Origin of the sequence: Pseudorhodobacter ferrugineus DSM 5888 (genome assembly GCF_000420745.1) — a bacterium.
Lineage (GTDB): Bacteria > Pseudomonadota > Alphaproteobacteria > Rhodobacterales > Rhodobacteraceae > Pseudorhodobacter > Pseudorhodobacter ferrugineus.
Window position 1 is genome coordinate 54,242 of sequence record NZ_ATVN01000004.1, and the last position, 16,178, is coordinate 70,419.

General features: G+C 58.9%; 14 protein-coding genes. 8 read left to right on the top strand and 6 right to left on the bottom strand.

Translation table 11 applies throughout. The annotated features are described in order from the left end of the window. The first annotated feature begins 23 nt into the window (after window positions 1–23). From G560_RS0104945 to mgrA, 6 genes are all read left to right on the top strand, one after another. Window positions 24–1,049 carry a substrate-binding domain-containing protein gene (locus G560_RS0104945; RefSeq protein ID WP_022703202.1) on the top strand — a complete coding sequence of 342 codons (1,026 nt, stop codon included), beginning with the start codon at window positions 24–26 and terminating at the stop codon, window positions 1,047–1,049. 153 nt (window positions 1,050–1,202) lie between these two features. Beyond that, a complete protein-coding gene (locus tag G560_RS0104950) occupies window positions 1,203–2,516 on the top strand; it encodes a sugar ABC transporter permease (protein WP_022703203.1) in 1,314 nt (437 codons plus the stop codon). An 11-nt stretch (window positions 2,517–2,527) separates the two neighbouring features. Then, complete coding sequence (locus G560_RS0104955) at window positions 2,528–3,286, top strand: ATP-binding cassette domain-containing protein (RefSeq protein ID WP_028913746.1); 759 nt, start codon at window positions 2,528–2,530, stop codon at window positions 3,284–3,286. After that, complete coding sequence (gene xylB, locus G560_RS0104960) at window positions 3,286–4,722, top strand: xylulokinase (protein ID WP_022703205.1); 1,437 nt, start codon at window positions 3,286–3,288, stop codon at window positions 4,720–4,722. Before G560_RS0104955 ends, xylB begins: the two co-directional genes overlap by 1 nt. Beyond that, window positions 4,719–6,020 (top strand): xylose isomerase, encoded by a 1,302-nt coding sequence (xylA, locus tag G560_RS0104965; protein WP_022703206.1) that lies wholly within the window; start codon window positions 4,719–4,721, stop codon window positions 6,018–6,020. The genes xylB and xylA overlap by 4 nt, the downstream gene beginning before the upstream one ends. A gap of 117 nt (window positions 6,021–6,137) precedes the next feature. After that, window positions 6,138–7,166: an L-glyceraldehyde 3-phosphate reductase gene (gene mgrA / locus G560_RS0104970; RefSeq protein ID WP_022703207.1), complete on the top strand. Its 1,029-nt coding sequence runs from the start codon at window positions 6,138–6,140 to the stop codon at window positions 7,164–7,166. Between the two features lie 18 nt (window positions 7,167–7,184). Here mgrA and G560_RS20250 read toward each other — a convergent pair whose 3' ends face one another. From G560_RS20250 to dapE, 5 genes are all read right to left on the bottom strand, one after another. After that, on the bottom strand, window positions 7,185–7,604 hold the full coding sequence (locus G560_RS20250; protein ID WP_081647600.1) for an META domain-containing protein: 420 nt from the start codon (window positions 7,602–7,604) through the stop codon (window positions 7,185–7,187). A gap of 9 nt (window positions 7,605–7,613) precedes the next feature. Beyond that, on the bottom strand, window positions 7,614–8,852 hold the full coding sequence (locus tag G560_RS0104980; protein ID WP_081647611.1) for a lytic murein transglycosylase: 1,239 nt from the start codon (window positions 8,850–8,852) through the stop codon (window positions 7,614–7,616). An 88-nt stretch (window positions 8,853–8,940) separates the two neighbouring features. Next, the gene (rnr, locus tag G560_RS0104985) at window positions 8,941–11,193 is read right to left on the bottom strand and encodes a ribonuclease R (RefSeq protein ID WP_022703210.1); all 2,253 of its coding nucleotides are present in this window, start codon (window positions 11,191–11,193) and stop codon (window positions 8,941–8,943) included. Between the two features lie 52 nt (window positions 11,194–11,245). After that, the gene (locus tag G560_RS0104990) at window positions 11,246–11,680 is read right to left on the bottom strand and encodes a GNAT family N-acetyltransferase (protein WP_022703211.1); all 435 of its coding nucleotides are present in this window, start codon (window positions 11,678–11,680) and stop codon (window positions 11,246–11,248) included. Further along, window positions 11,677–12,825, bottom strand: coding sequence for a succinyl-diaminopimelate desuccinylase (dapE, locus tag G560_RS0104995; RefSeq protein WP_022703212.1), 1,149 nt, complete (start codon window positions 12,823–12,825; stop codon window positions 11,677–11,679). Before dapE ends, G560_RS0104990 begins: the two co-directional genes overlap by 4 nt. Window positions 12,826–13,143: 318 nt before the next feature. On the opposite strand from dapE, the gene G560_RS0105000 reads away from it, so the two are divergent. Both G560_RS0105000 and G560_RS0105005 read left to right on the top strand, forming a co-directional pair. Continuing rightward, the gene (locus tag G560_RS0105000; RefSeq protein WP_022703213.1) at window positions 13,144–14,718 is read left to right on the top strand and encodes a Hint domain-containing protein; all 1,575 of its coding nucleotides are present in this window, start codon (window positions 13,144–13,146) and stop codon (window positions 14,716–14,718) included. Window positions 14,719–14,722: 4 nt separating this feature from the next. Continuing rightward, complete coding sequence (locus tag G560_RS0105005) at window positions 14,723–15,742, top strand: Hint domain-containing protein (RefSeq protein WP_081647601.1); 1,020 nt, start codon at window positions 14,723–14,725, stop codon at window positions 15,740–15,742. A 3-nt stretch (window positions 15,743–15,745) separates the two neighbouring features. On the opposite strand, the gene G560_RS0105010 is transcribed toward G560_RS0105005, so the two are convergent. Continuing rightward, window positions 15,746–16,087, bottom strand: coding sequence for a hypothetical protein (locus tag G560_RS0105010; protein WP_022703215.1), 342 nt, complete (start codon window positions 16,085–16,087; stop codon window positions 15,746–15,748). Between the last annotated feature and the right edge of the window lie 91 nt (window positions 16,088–16,178).

The following is a 16,178-nucleotide window of genomic DNA, read 5'->3' on the forward strand; positions in this document are numbered from 1 at the left end:
TCGATTCCACAGGGAGGAAACACATGCGTAACGCAATTCTGCTGGCCGTTCTGGCTGTAACAGGCTTTTCCACGGCTGCTTTGGCCGAAGGTAAAATCATCGGCGTGTCTTGGGCAAGCTTTCAAGAAGAGCGCTGGAAGATTGACGAAGCCGCTATGAAAGCCGCTATCGAAGCCGCTGGCGACACCTATATTTCGGCTGATGCCCAGTCGTCCTCGGCCAAGCAGTTGACCGACATCGAAGCGCTGATCGCACAAGGCGCAAACGCGCTGATCATCAACGCGTGGGACAAAGACGCCATTGGGCCAGCGATTGACAAGGCCGCATCCGAAGGCATCCCGATGGTCGGCTATGACCGTCTGATCGAAGATGACCGCACGTTCTATCTGACCTTTGACAACAAAGGCGTGGGTTCGATCATCGCAGAAACCGTTATGGCCGTGCAGCCAGAAGGCAACTATGCCATCATCAAGGGCGACCCCGGTGATCCGAACGCAGCCTTCCTGCTGGAAGGCATGATGGAAGTGATCGGCGCAAGCGTTGACGCGGGCAAGATCAAAATCGTGGGCGAGGCGTTTTCGGACGGCTGGAAGCCAGAAAATGCACAAAAGAACATGGAGCAGATCCTGACCGCAAACAACAACGCGGTTGATGCTGTTCTGTCGCAAAACGATGGTATGGCGGGTGGCGTTGTGGCCGCTTTGGCAGCGCAGGGTCTTGTGATCCCTGTTGGCGGTCAAGATGGTGACTTGGCCGCGATTAACCGTGTGGCCCGTGGGTCGCAGACCGTTTCGGTTTGGAAAGACTCGCGTCAACTGGGTAAAGCGGCTGGCGAAATCGCAGCGGCATTGGCTGGCGGTGCGGCATTGGACGCCATCGACGGCGCGTCCAAATTTAACGGCGGCGAAAAAGGGATTGAAATGAACGCAATCCTGCTGAAGCCAACACCGATCACCAAGGACTCGCTGGGTGATGCAATCGACGCTGGCCACATTTCCAAGGAAATGGCCTGCGAAGGTGCGATGGACGGCGTAGCCGCTTGCCAGTAATGGCGTAAGGCTTTTTCTGGCACCAGCCCAAGGGGTTGGTGCCAGACCCCCTTTTTTCCCAATCAGGTTTATGGATTGCGCGCGGCACTTTGGGGCACGTCCCAAGCCTCTTGCCTGCAAACCATTCCCCCCTTTACAGCGTTGGACCCGGATATGACCGATACATCCACCCCTAAAACCGACCAAAACATCTCGCCCCTCAACCGCTTTTTGCGTGCCACCGAAATAGACACGCGCCTGTTGGGGATGCTCGGGGCGTTGATGCTGATCTGGTTCGGCTTTCACTTTTACGGTGCGATTTTTGGCAATGGCGGGTTCTTCCTGACACCGCGCAACCTGTGGAACCTGTCGGTACAGACATCATCTATCGGCATCATGGCCACGGGCATGGTGCTGGTGATCGTGACCCGTAACATCGATTTGTCGGTCGGCGCTCTGCTGGGCCTGACGGCAATGATCATGGGCTTGCTGCAAGTTAATATCCTGCCGCAATACCTTGGCCTTGGCAGTCCGTTCATCTGGATCATCGCGGTGGTCGTTGGCATGACAGCGGGCACAATTATCGGCGCGTTTCAGGGCTGGTTGATCGCCTATCGCGGCATCCCCGCCTTTATCGTCACGCTGGGTGGCCTGCTCATCTGGCGCGGCTGTGCGTTCCTTGCGGCAGGTGGCCGCACCATTTCGCCGGTTGATGCAAACTTTGCCCTTTTGGGCGGTGGCCCTTACGGCGCCGTTGGCGAAACGGGCAGCTGGATCGTGGGCCTTTTGGCCTGCGTTGGCGTGATCTGGATGCTGCATTCGGGCCGCAAACAACGCCGCGAACATGATTTCAAACTGCGCCCGATGTGGGCCGAGGGCTTCCTCGCCGCAGTTGGCTGTGGCGCGATCATCGGGGCCGTACTGCTGGTGAACGCCTATCCTTGGCCAACAGGCATCGTGAATGCCTATGCCAAGGCAAACAACATCACCGTTCCACCCGAAGGTCTGGTCATCAGCCACGGCTTTGCAATCCCTGTGCTGATCCTTGTGACCGTTGGTATCTTGATGACCATCTTGATGACCCGCACCCGCTTTGGCCGCTATGTGTTCGCCATCGGTGGCAACCCCGAAGCGGCAGCGCTGGCAGGCATCAACACCAAATGGATGACGATGAAAATCTTTGCCCTGATGGGCATGCTCGCGGGCCTTGCTGGCGTGGTTGCCTCGGCGCGTCTGAACTCGGCTACCAACGCGCTTGGGGTTTTTGACGAACTTTACGTCATCGCCGCAGCCGTTATTGGCGGCACGTCACTGGCAGGTGGTTTGGGCACGATTTACGGCGCAATCCTTGGCGCACTGGTGATGCAAAGCTTGCAAACCGGCATGGTGCTGATTGGCTTTGATACCGCTATCCAGCAAATCGTCGTAGGCTCTGTGCTGGTCCTCGCCGTCTATCTCGACAACCTCTACCGCAAAAAAGTGAAGTGAAAGGGAACGCCATGACCATTAAGGGAACACCTCTGGTCGAGATGCGCGATATCTCGATTTCTTTCGGCGGGATCAAGGCCGTTGACCATGTGACGATTGACCTGCACCCTGGCGAAGTTGTGGGCCTGCTTGGCCACAACGGTGCAGGCAAATCCACGCTGATAAAATGCCTGTCGGGCGCCTATCAGGCCGATGCGGGGCAGATTTTAATCGATGGCAAACCTGTCACCATCGAAAACCCCCGCGATGCGCGTGCACAGAATATTGAAACCATCTACCAAACCCTTGCCCTTGCAGACAACCTTGATGCCGCATCCAACCTGTTCTTGGGCCGTGAACTTGTCAGCCCCTTGGGGTTTGTGAATGACAGCAAGATGGAGGCCGAAACCCGCAAGATCATGCAGCGGCTCAACCCCAACTTCAAAAAGTTCAACGTGCCTGTCTCGGCGCTTTCGGGTGGTCAACGCCAATCGGTTGCCATCGCCCGCGCGGTGTATTTCAACGCCCGCATCCTGATTATGGACGAACCCACCGCGGCCCTTGGCCCGCAAGAAACCGAAATGGTATCGGAACTGATCCAAGAGCTGAAGAAACAAGGCCTTGGAATTTTCCTGATCGAACATGACATTCACAACGTGATGAAACTGTGCGACCGCGCATCGGTGATGAAAAACGGTCAGCTGGTTGGCACGGTGAACGTGGATGAGGTGACGGATGAAGACATCCTGAGCATGATCATCTTGGGCAAGAAACCGGAAAAGGCAGCCTGATGTTCATCGGCCTTGATCTGGGGACGTCGGGCCTAAAGGGCATTTTGATCGACCAAAATCAAAACGTTCTGGCCGAGGCGACTGCCCCCCTAACCGTGCAGCGGCCCCATGATGGCTGGTCCGAACAAAGCCCCGCCGATTGGATCGCCGCAGCCGAGGCGGTGATGGACACGCTGTCAACGCATGGGCTTGGGTCTGTGCGCGCCATTGGCCTGTCGGGCCATATGCACGGCGCAACCCTGCTTGATGCGGCGGATGAGGTGATCCGCCCCTGCATCCTGTGGAACGACACCCGCAGCGCGGATGAAGCCGCTGCGCTGGACGGCGACCCGATGTTTCGGCGCGTGACGGGCAATATCGTATTCCCCGGCTTTACCGCGCCCAAACTGCTGTGGGTCCGCAAGCATGAGCCCCGCAACTGGGAAAGGGTAGCGACGGTGCTGCTGCCAAAGGATTACCTGCGCCTGTGGCTGTCGGGCGAACATGCCGCCGAGATGTCGGATGCGGCAGGGACAAGCTGGCTGGATACAGGCGCGCGTGACTGGTCGGATGATTTGCTGGCGGCAACGGGCATGACCCGCGAAAACATGCCGCGACTGGTCGAGGGGTCGGCCGTGTCCGGCACCTTGCGCACGGCACTGGCCACCCGCTGGGGGCTGCCTGCGGGTGTGGTGATTGCAGGCGGTGGCGGCGATAACGCAGCCTCGGGCGTCGGCGTCGGCGTGGTCCGCGCGGGTGAGGCGTTTGTGTCGCTTGGCACATCGGGTGTGTTGTTTGCCGCCAACGCAGGCTATCAACCCAGCCCCGAAACGGCGGTACATGCATTTTGCCATGCCCTGCCGAACACGTGGCACCAGATGGGGGTGATCCTGTCGGCCACGGATTCGCTGAACTGGTACGCGGGGCTGGTGGGCGAAACCGCCGCCAATCTGACCGCAGGATTGGGGCCATTGCAGGCCCCCAGCAAGGCGCTGTTCCTGCCCTATCTGGGCGGCGAACGTACACCCCTGAACGATGCTGCCATTCGCGGCGCTTTCTTGGGGTTGGAACACACCACCGACCGCGCGGCGGGAACGCGGGCCGTGATGGAAGGTGTCACCTTTGCCTTTCGCGATTGTCGCGATGCCTTGGCGGCTACGGGAACACGACTTGAGAAATTGATTGCTGTGGGCGGTGGTTCACGGTCCGACTATTGGCTTGGGGCGATTGCAACGGCGCTGAACGTGCCGGTGCTGGTGCCCGAAGCTGGCGACTTTGGTGGTGCCTTTGGCGCGGCCCGCCTTGCCATCATGGCCGCCACAGGGGCCGGGGTTGAGATTGCAACCCTGCCCCCCATCGCCCGCCAAATTGACCCCGACACATCCCTTATCGCCGCGTTTGACATGGGCCACGCCCGTTATACCGCCGCACAATCCGCACTAAAGGCGCTGACATGACCGAATTTTTCAAATCCATCCCTGCGATCACATACGAAGGGCCAGACAGCACCAACGAATTTGCGTTCCGCCATTACAACCCCGATGAGGTGGTGATGGGCAAACGCATGGAGGACCATCTGCGCTTTGCCGCCGCCTATTGGCACAGCTTTGCTTGGCCGGGCGGTGACCCCTTTGGTGGCCAAACGCTGGACCGCCCGTGGTTTGGCGACACGATGGATTTGGCGCGCCTAAAGGCCGATGCGGCGTTTGAAGTGTTCGACATTCTGAACATGCCGTTCTTTTGTTTCCATGATGCCGATGCCCGCCCCGAAGGCGCCAATTTCGCCGAAAGCCAGCGGAATTTGGAAGAAATCGTCGATTATTTCGGCACCAAGATGGAGGCGTCGAAAACCAAACTCCTTTGGGGCACTGCCAATATGTTCAGCCACAAACGCTGGATGTCGGGCGCTGCCACCAACCCCGACCCGGATGTGTTTGCCTATGCCGCGGCCACCGTTAAGGGCTGCATGGATGCGACGCAAAAACTGGGCGGCGAAAACTATGTGCTGTGGGGCGGGCGCGAAGGATACGAGACGCTGCTGAACACCAATCTGCGGGTCGAGGCTGACAACATGGGCCGCTTCTTGCAGATGGTGGTCGAGTATAAGCACAAAATCGGTTTCAAAGGCGCGATCCTGATCGAGCCGAAACCGCAAGAGCCGTCGAAGCACCAATATGACTATGACGTGGCCACGGTCTACGGCTTCCTGTGCCGTTATGGTTTGGAAAAAGAGGTCAAGGTAAACATCGAGCAAGGCCATGCGATTTTGGCAGGCCACAGCTTTGAACATGAAATCGCGACTGCGGCGTCTTTGGGGATTTTCGGGTCGATCGACATGAACCGCAACGATTATCAATCCGGTTGGGACACCGACCAATTTCCGAACAACCACGCTGAAAAAGCGCTGGCATTCTATGAAATCCTGCGCGCGGGCGGCTATACCACCGGCGGCACCAATTTTGACGCCAAAATCCGGCGGCAATCGTTGGATGCCGAAGATCTGATCCTTGCGCATGTCGGCGGGATGGACACCTGCGCACGAGCGATGAAAGCAGCGGCGGCCTTGCTGGCCGATGGCAGTTTGGAAGCGTTGCGCAAAACCCGCTATGCTGGTTGGGAAACCGATGCGGCGCAGGCGATGCTGAAGTCGGACCTTGCCAGCATTGCCCAAGATGTGCTGGCCCGCGATGTGAACCCGCAGGCGCGATCGGGGCGGCAGGAGCGGTTGGAAAACCTGTGGAACCGGTTCGTTTAACAGGCATGGGTTCATAGGGTGCGGCCTGCGTGAGTATTTGGGCAAAGATGAAAGAGCGGGGGTTGTATTTGGCCCCCGATCCGCCCAAAACTGCCATACCAGACACAGGAGCCTGACATGTCCTATATGCCCGCCGACGACCGCTATTCGAAAATGATCTATCGCCGTTGTGGCAAATCGGGGTTGAAGTTGCCGGCGGTGTCGTTGGGGCTGTGGCACAACTTTGGCTATGACACACCGCACGCAACCAAACGCGCGATTTGCCGAACGGCGTTTGACCACGGCATCACGCATTTCGATCTTGCCAACAACTACGGCCCGCCTCCCGGATCTGCCGAGGAAGCGTTTGGCGATATTCTGGCCACCGATTTTCGCGGGTATCGCGATGAGCTGATTGTCTCGTCCAAGGCGGGGTATAACATGTGGGATGGCCCGTATGGCGAATGGGGCAGCCGCAAGTATCTGATCGCGTCTTGTGACCAGTCGTTGAAGCGAATGGGGCTGGATTACGTCGATATCTTTTATTCCCACCGCTTTGACCCCGACACCCCGCTGGAAGAAACCATGGGCGCGCTGGACCATATCGTGCGGTCGGGTCGCGCGCTTTATGCAGGGATTTCTAGCTATAATTCCGCCCGCACGCGTGAGGCGGTGGCGATTTTAAAGGAGCTGGGGACGCCCTGTGTGATTCATCAGCCCAGCTATAACCTGCTGAATCGCTGGGTGGAAAAGGACGGGTTGAAGGACACGTTGGCCGAGCTTGGGGTGGGGTCGATTGCCTTTACGCCCTTGGCCCAAGGGATTTTGACCAAGAAATACTTGGGCGGAATTCCGGCAGGCAGCCGTGCCGCGCAAGGCAAATCGCTGAAACCCGCAACCATCACGCCCAGCGCTTTGGCATCGGTCCGCGCGCTGGACGATATGGCACAAGCGCGGGGGCAAACCTTGGCGCAAATGGCGATTGCGTGGGTTTTGCGTGGCGGTGGCATTACGACCGCGCTGATCGGCGCATCCAAGCCCGAGCAGGTGATTGATTGCGTGGGTGCCATTGGCAACCTGGAGTTTACCGCGGCAGAACTGGCCGAAATTGACCGCATTTCATCGGAAGAAGATATCAACCTTTGGGCGCGGTCTTCGGCAGAATAACCCTTGCGGGCGCTACGCTTAACGGCGCTGCGCCTGCATGATCAACGTATCCCCCACAAACAACCGCAGCGTATCCGCCGCCATGTCATAGCGGTTCACGGCGGCCAATGCCTTGGTAAACCCTGACTCGACATCCATCAGCATCGGCGCGCAGGCCATGCGGGTCAGCGCGGTTGGCGCAAAGGTCAGCGCCTGCCCTTTTTGCACGAAATTACCGGAATAGCGGTTGCAGCCTGCATTGCCTGACACCGTTTTACCCGCAAAATCCAGCGTCACGCTTGCCCCCGCAGGCAGCGCGCCCCCAACCAGTGATGTGACCTGCCAGTTGCCCGCCAACGCCTCGCCCGCAGGCGCCGATTGCTGCTGCGCGACGCAAGCTCCCACGGTCAGCGCCAGCGCCATGCCCAAAAAGGCCGCCCCTTTGGTATTCATCTTCATTTCCCTCCCTCACTCCAACCGGTTCAGCACATCAAGGCTGGGATAGCCATCCGGCACAATCCCTCGCGCCTTTTGAAACCCCTTTACCGCCGCAATCGTGTTTGGCCCCATCTTGCCGTCCACGCCCAGCGTGTCAAACCCTGCCGCCGTTAACCGCGTTTGCAAATCCAAGCGTTCATCCAGTGTCAGCGCCCGCAATTCGCGTGGCCAACCCGATTTGATCCGCGCGCCGCCTTTCAGCAGGTCGGCCAAATGCCCCACCGCAATGACATAGGCATCGGCGGTATTGTACCGTTCAATCACTTGGAAATTGGAAAATATCAGAAACGACGCCCCCCGCGCGCCACCGGGCAGCAACACCGATGCAGGCCCGTGGTCGGGTAAATCCGCGCCATCGGCGCCGCGCACACCCATCGCCTGCCAATTCGCCACAGGTTTTTTCACCCGTTCGCTGGTTTGGTCATAATCAAACCCCGCAGGCAGGGTGATTTCCAACCCCCAAGGGGCACCTTTGGTCCAGCCATACCCCGCCAGATAAGCCGCGGTAGAGGCCAGCGCATCGGTCGGATCATCGCCCCAGATGTTGCGCTTGCCATCGCCATCAAAATCCACGGCATAGGCAAGGAAAGACGAGGGCATAAATTGCGTATGCCCCATCGCACCGGCCCACGACCCTTGCAGATTGGCCGCAACCGTATCACCCGCTTGCAAGATTTTCAGCGCCGCCAATAACTCGCCTTCAAAAAACGCCGAACGCCTGCCATCATAGGCCAGCGTAGCCAGCGACTGCACTGTCCGTACCGAGCCGCGAAACGTGCCATAGGCACTTTCCAGCCCCCAGATCGCCGTGACCACCTCTTTGTCCACGCCGTAAGTATCTTCGATCTTTTGCAAGGTCGCGGCCTGTTTGCGCAGGGCCGCCATACCATTGCTTACGCGATCGTCCGATACAGCCGTGTCCAGATAGTCCCAGATGGTTTTGGTAAATTCCGCTTGGTTGCGGTCGCGGCGAATGACATCCGCGTCATAGGCCAGCCCCGTCAACGCGCTGTCCATCACCGCATCCGAAATCCCCGCCGCCGCCGCCCGCACCCGAAACGCGGCCAACCAAGCTTGCAAGCCTTGCGTATCACCTTGCGCGTCCACGACACCCTCTTTCTGCTCTGCCATTACGGGCACCTCTGCAGTGTTGGCAAAGGCTACACACGCCGCCAAACACCACATCATCCCTGCCAAAACTATCCGCATCCTGCCGCCCGCCTGTTGTTTTACCAGCAGTCTAACGCCACCGGCATGATTGGCAACGCCCGCCACAAACCGCCCAACACATCGGCGGTTATTTGCGCCGCCGTACCACTTTGCGTTTGGTCGCTTTGTCCTTAGCAGCCGCACGGCCCGGTTTGCGCGGCCCACCCCGCCCGCGCGGGGCATGGCCCTTGGGAAGCGCGCGGTCCTCAATCTCCAGCAGCTCCAAGATCAAGCCACCCGTCACGGGAACCGCCTCGGTCAGCCGCACGGTCACGCGTTGGCCGATGCCGATTGTCAGGCCCGTATCCGCACCCATCAGGGTTTGGGTATCCGCGTCAAAATGGAAAAATTCACGCCCCACAGACCGGATCGGGATCAACCCATCCGCGCCGCTATCATCCAGTTTCACAAACAGCCCAAACCGCTGCACGCCCGACACGCGGCCTTTGAACGTGGCCCCCACGCGGTCCGACAAATAGGCCGCCAGATAGCGGTCTGTCGTGTCACGCTCGGCTATCATCGACCGGCGTTCGGTATCGGAAATCGCCTTGGCGGTATCGGCCAATTCCTCAATATCCAGCGGCGTCAAACCATCATCGCCCCAGCGATGCCCTGCAATCAAGGCGCGGTGGACAATCAGGTCCGAATAGCGCCGGATGGGCGAGGTGAAATGCGCATAATTCCGCAACGCCAACCCGAAATGGCCGAAATTCTGCGGGTTGTAATAGGCTTGGGTCATCGACCGCAGGGTCGTGATGTTCATCAACTCATCAAATTCGGTGCCTTCGGCCTGCGACAACAATTTGTTCAAATGTGCGGTTTTCAACACTTGCCCCTTGGCGAGCGTGAACCCAGATGCCTCGGCCACCTCGCGCAACGCCTCCAGCTTTTCGGGGCTTGGTTCCTCATGCACGCGGAACAACAAAGGCGTTTTCAGCTTTATCAATTCCTCCGCGGCGGCAACGTTGGCAAGGATCATAAACTCCTCGATCACCTTATGCGCGTCAAAGCGGTCGTAGTAATCGACCGACAAAACCTTGCCTTCATCCGACAGGATTATCTTGCGTTCGGGCAGGTCAAGGTTCAGCGGCTGGCGCTCTGCCTTGGCGGTTTTAGTCGCCTCATACGCCGCATAGAGCGGGCGCAGAACGTCGTCCAACAGCGGTTCCGTCACCGCATCGGGGTTGCCATCAATCGCCGACTGTACCTGCGCGTAATTCAAAGACGCCACCGACCGCATCATCCCACGGGTAAAGCGGTGGCTGATCTTGCGGCCCTGCGCGTCCAAAACCATCCGCACGGCCATACAGGCGCGGTCCACGTTTTCGTGCAACGAACACAGATCACCCGACAATGTATCTGGCAACATCGGCACCACGCGATCGGGGAAATAGCTGGAATTGCCACGCTTGCGCGCCTCACGGTCCAGCGCAGACCCCGGGCGCACATAATGCGCCACATCGGCAATCGCGACCCAAACGATATGCCCGCCGGGGTTCGTCTTATCCGTATCCGGCATCGCCAAAACCGCATCATCACGGTCGCGCGCATCCACAGGGTCGATCGTGACCAAAGGCATGTCGCGCAAATCCTCCCGCGCAGCCATAGGTGCGGGGTTAGCCGCATCCGCCTCGGCAATCACCTTGTCGGGGAACTGGTCGGGGATACCATGCTGATGGATCGCGATCAGGGAAATCGCACGCGGGCCACTTGGGTCGCCCAGCCGTGCGGTGATCCGTGCTTGCGGCAGGCCCATGCGCTTGGGGCCGGATTGTTCGGCTTCAACCAGCTCGCCATCCTTGGCGTCCATCGTGCCATCCCGCAGCACGCGCCATTCCTTGTCGTTCTTCTTGTCAACAGGCACCACGCGCCCACCTTCACTTTCGGCCCTGAAAATCCCCAACAGCTTTAGCGGGTTCGACCCCAGCTTGCGGATCAGCCGCGCCTCATAGTCATGGTCTTTGCCGCCCACAGGTTCCAGCCGCGCCAAAATCCGGTCGCCCTCGCCCAGCGCAGGATCAGATTTCTTGGTGACAATCAAAATCCGCGGCGCGTCGCCGTCGTCATTCCATTCGACCGCAGACGCGAACAAATCCCCATCCGCATCCGGCGCCTCGACCTTCAGAATAGACACTGGCGGCAACGCATCGGGGTCGCGGTACTGGCGCTCTTTGCGCACCAGCGCACCCTCATCTTCCAACTCGCGCAACATGCGCTTCAGCTCAATCCGCAGCTCGCCCCCTTTGATACCAAAGGCCCGCGCGATATCGCGCTTGGACGTCAGCGTGGGGTTATCAGTGAGCCACTGAACGATCTGCGGTTTTGACGGTAATTTTTCCATGCCTTGCCCTAGCACGGCCAAATAGCGGCGTCACCTGCCTTCACCGATCAGGCTATAGATCAATCATCATGTCGCGGTGGGGAATGCCCGCATCATCATATTCGGGGCCAAAGGCCACAAAACCCAGCTTTTCGTAAAACGCAATCGCGTGGGTTTGCGCGCCCAGCTTGACCACCTCGATGCCCGCCATGCCGCGAAACTCCTCAACCGCTGCGCCAATCAGCGCCGCACCCAGCCCCGTGCCACGTTGATCCTGCAACACACAAACCCGGCCAATCTTGCCCGTCGCGCCCTTAGTCAGCAACCGCGCCGACCCCACAGCCCGCCCATCAACCCAAGCCAGCAAATGCACCGCCGCGTCATCCAGATCATCGCGCTCGTCCGCCTCGGATACGCCTTGTTCCTCAATAAACACCACGCGCCGCAACGCCAGACAGGTTGCGATGTCGCGGGTCACTTCAATCCGTACTTTCGCAGGGGTATTCATGCAAAATACTCTGTCAAAATGCGGGTATAGATGGTTTTCAACTGATAGATCTGCGCCACCTCGACCCGTTCATCGACTTGGTGCATGGTTTTACCCACCAGCCCAAATTCCACCACGGGGCAGTGATCCTTTACAAACCGTGCGTCCGATGTCCCCCCTGATGTCGACAGCACAGGCTCCACCCCCGTCTCGGCCTGCACCGCCCGCGCCACCAGCGCCGACAACTCACCGGGGGGCGTCACAAAGCTCTCGCCCGAGATTTTGATTGCAACCTCAAACGCCACATCCGTCGCCGCCTGCATCGCCGCCCCTTCGGCCCGCAGCCATTCCGAAATGCTGGCGCCGCTGTGGCTGTCATTGAACCGAATATTCACCGTCGCACGGCAGGTCGCAGGGATCACATTCGTCGCTATATTGCCCGTATCAATCGTGGTAATCGCAAGCGTGCTTGGGTCAAAATGATCAGTCCCTTGGTCCAACGCGTGACACGCCAACTTGTCCATCAACCGCACCGTCGCGTTCAGCGGGTTGTTGGCGCGGTGCGGATAGGCCGAATGGCCCTGCACGCCGCGCGCCACGAAATGCGCCGTCAGCGACCCGCGCCGCCCCACTTTCATCATCTCGCCCATCACATTCGGGCAAGTGGGTTCGCCCACCAAACACACGCTCATCGCCTCATTGTTCGCAGCCATCCAGTCCAATAAGGCCACAGTGCCATCGGCGGCCACGTCTTCCTCATCCCCCGTAATCGCCAGAATAACTGCCCCGTCCGGCGGCGTGCCCCGCACGAAATCAATCGCGGCAGCGGCAAACGCGGCGACCCCCGATTTCATATCGGTCGCCCCGCGCCCATACATCCAGCCGTCCACAATTTCCGCGCCAAACGGGTCATGCGTCCACGCCGCGACATCGCCCACAGGCACCACATCGGTGTGGCCGTTGAACCCGAAACTGCGGTTCGCCCCCGCCTGCCCCCAGCGCGCAAAAAGGTTGGCAATCCCGCCCCGATCCACCCGCGTACAAGTAAACCCGCCTTCGGTCAAAACCGCCTCGAGCAGCACCAACGCCCCGCCATCGGCAGGGGTGACCGAATTGCAACGGATCAAATCAGCGGTCAGGGCAACTGGATCAATTGGGTCAGACATAGGATCCTCCTTATTCTCGGCAAACTAAAGGGCTACACAGCCAACCGATAACGCCTCGCCCCAACCCGCGCAACTGTTGCCAAACCGCGTTTGCCTGTTGCAACAGCGCAACCTTTGGCTGGGACAAATGACAACCCAAATGTGAATACTCCGTGACAAGTGCCAATATTTACGCTTTGTTAGCGACATAATAAGTCCTGAGGCAGGGCAAACGCTGGGCCAACGAGCCCGAACGAGTGGAAATAAAATAGTACTTGGCCGGTAAAACCGGGCAGATAAAGCGTTTGTGCTGACCTCCAAAGGAAATTGGGGGCAGAAATGGCAACTGGTGCCGAATTAACCTACACAACCAATGCTTCGGCAATGGCGATGGCGAACGCAATCTTTGGGTCTGGCGTGACCGTGCGAGCAGCAAGCTACTCTGGGCCCAACAACTCCTCTGCGATCTATTCCAACGGCCAGCGGTCGCCGAGTGTTGTCCCATCCGAAAACGGCGTCATTCTGTCCACCGGCAACGTCCGTGACTTTACCCAAAGCAGCGGGGATCCCAACCGCAGCACAGGCACATCAACCGACACCAACGGCTTCGACAACACGTCCGATTTCAACGCCATCGCTGGGACCAACACCTATGATGCCGTCTGGCTGGATGTTGACTTTACCCCCGCCGGCAATACCCTGACAATGAGTTTTGTGTTCGCGTCCGAAGAATTTCCCGAATACATCAATAGCCAGTTCAACGATGTTGTGGGCGTATGGGTCAATGGCAGCCATGTCCCGATCTCGGTTGGCTCTGGCAGAACTTCGGTGAACAACATCAATGGTACCACCCAGCAGAACCTGTTCGTGAACAACACCAATGATGCGTATAACACCGAAATGGACGGGTTCACCGTTACTCTGACTTTGACGATGCCGGTCATTGCAGGCACACTGAACTCTATCCGCATCGGCATCGCGGATGCGGCGGATGCGAACTATGACAGTAACCTGCTGATCGGCGGCGACTCTCTTCAAACAACCCTTGTCGCTCTTGATGACAGCATGAACCTGAACCCCAACGGGGTAAAGACGCTGGACGTGCTGGCCAATGATATCCGCCCCTCGGGTGCGACACTGACCATCACCCACATCAACGGCATAGCGGTGACGGTGGGGTCTACGATCACCCTTCCATCCGGTCAAACAGTCAAACTCAATGCCGATGGCACCTTTACCATCACTGGCGACGGGCAGGTTGAAACCAAAAACTTTACTTACACAGTCTCGGATGGCTTGGGCCATACCGACACCGGCTTTGTCAAAATCAACTCGATCCCTTGCTTTGTCGCAGGCACAGCTATTCGCACCCCTTATGGCGAGGTGCCGGTCGAAACCTTGCTGCCCGGCGATCTGGTGATGACGCAGGATGACGGCCCGCAACCACTGCGCTGGATCGGGCGGCGCACGGTCGCGGCCATCGGCAACTTTGCTCCCGTCCACATCCGCGCAGGCACCTTTGGCCAGCACCGCGACCTGATGGTATCCCCGCTGCACCGCATCTTGATCCGCGACAGCCTGTCCGAACTGCTATTCGGTGAATCCGAAGTGTTGGTGGCGGCCAAGGATTTGGTCAACGACCGCTCGGTCCGCTATGTTACAGGCGGTCAAGTTGAATATGTGCACCTTCTGTTTGACCGCCATCAGGTGGTTTTTTCCGAAGGTCTGGCGACCGAAAGCTTCCTTCCGGGCCCGCAAACGGCAAAAAGCTTTGAGGCCGATATCGTGACTGAAATTTGCGCGATCTTCCCCGAGATCGACCCCGAAACCGGCCACGGCTACAGCCCCGCCGCGCGCCGCACCCTGAGGACGTTCGAAGCCCGGCTCTTGTTCGCACTCGGTCGGGCGGCCTAGCGATATGGCAGGCTGGCTCGCCCTTTCCGATCGACCTACAGCTTTGGACGCGGGGACTGGCCAGTCCTTGCTGACCAGAGCGACGATGGTGTTTGAATTCGACCTGCCATTGGAAGGGTCGACCATCCTGCTGGACTTCAAAATCAACGACACATGGCCTCGCGCGTTTGCTGTTTTTGTCGATGATGTCGCTGGCGTGGTAATCTTGCACCGCCAAGGTGACCGATTGCTGCGCCATGTCCTGCCGGGTCCGCTTGACTTGCCCAGCTCAGGTGTCGGGCGCATTTCCTTTAGCTGGGATGGCCCCGGCAAAACTTGGGCACTTGGCTTGGAACACCAGGGCAAAGGCTCAGACACGGCCTGCAAAACCCGTGGCCGCGACCCGATGCCCATGCTGATGCAAGATATTTTGCAGATCTGCGACGGGTCCGGTGATACGATCCGTCATAAATCCGTGCTGTGGTTTGGCGCGATGAATGGCGATGATCTACCCGCCCGCGCGCCATGGGTCGGCGTGCAAACGCCGGTGGACACCATTGACGGCCCCGTCCCTGCGGGCAAGCTGCGCGCCGGGGATCTACTGCGCACCGATGATGGTGATTTCGCCGCACTCCTTTCGGTTCAGCACATGGATTTGCCCAGTCGCGGCTCGTTCAGCCCCGTCATGTTGCGCGCGCCCTATTTCGGGGCCGAGACCGATATTCTTGTGTCGTCAGATCAACTGATCGCTCTATCCGGCGATGAGGTTGAATATCTGTTCGGCGATGAAACCGTTCTGACAATGGCCGGAAACGTCACCGATGGCCGCGCAGCCCTGATGGACTACCGCCGTGCTGTTTCCTCTTGTGTGTCCTTGGACATCGGCACCCCGCGCCTGATTTGCGCCCAAGGCTGCCGCTTGCTGACCCATTCCAACACAGTATCTTGGCAGACGCCGGACTATCCGCATCCGGTGATACAGGCCTATGAAACCATTCCATTGCTCGACATGCTTGGCCGGTCCGGCAACCGCTCGGCAGCCTAAATTTCAGTCGTAAAACGGCGTCATCTGCGCAACGATCACCGAATTTTCCGCCAGTGCGCGGTCCATCAATTCCCGCTCGTCTGCCGCAATCTCGTCGCCACTCTCCAGTCGCTCTTCCAGCGTGCCATAGCCCGACACGTCCAGCGGCGCCATATCGGCTTGCTTCAAAATCGCCACTGTTTCGCGCACGGCTTCGGCCTCGTCCACGCCACTGGCATAAATCATCAGCGCCGCCCCCGTCGCCTTGGCGGGCAGCCCGTCATTGGGGTTGCGTCCCACTTCTATCACCAAAGTATAGACCTGCTGGCGCGAGGCCTTTTTCGGCTTTTCCGTCTCATCTGTCATGGCCACACCACATTGGACTGCACTGCGCTGGCCTGAACGCCCCAGCCCAAAATGTCAACCAATAGGCTTGACCATACCCTCGATATTCCCG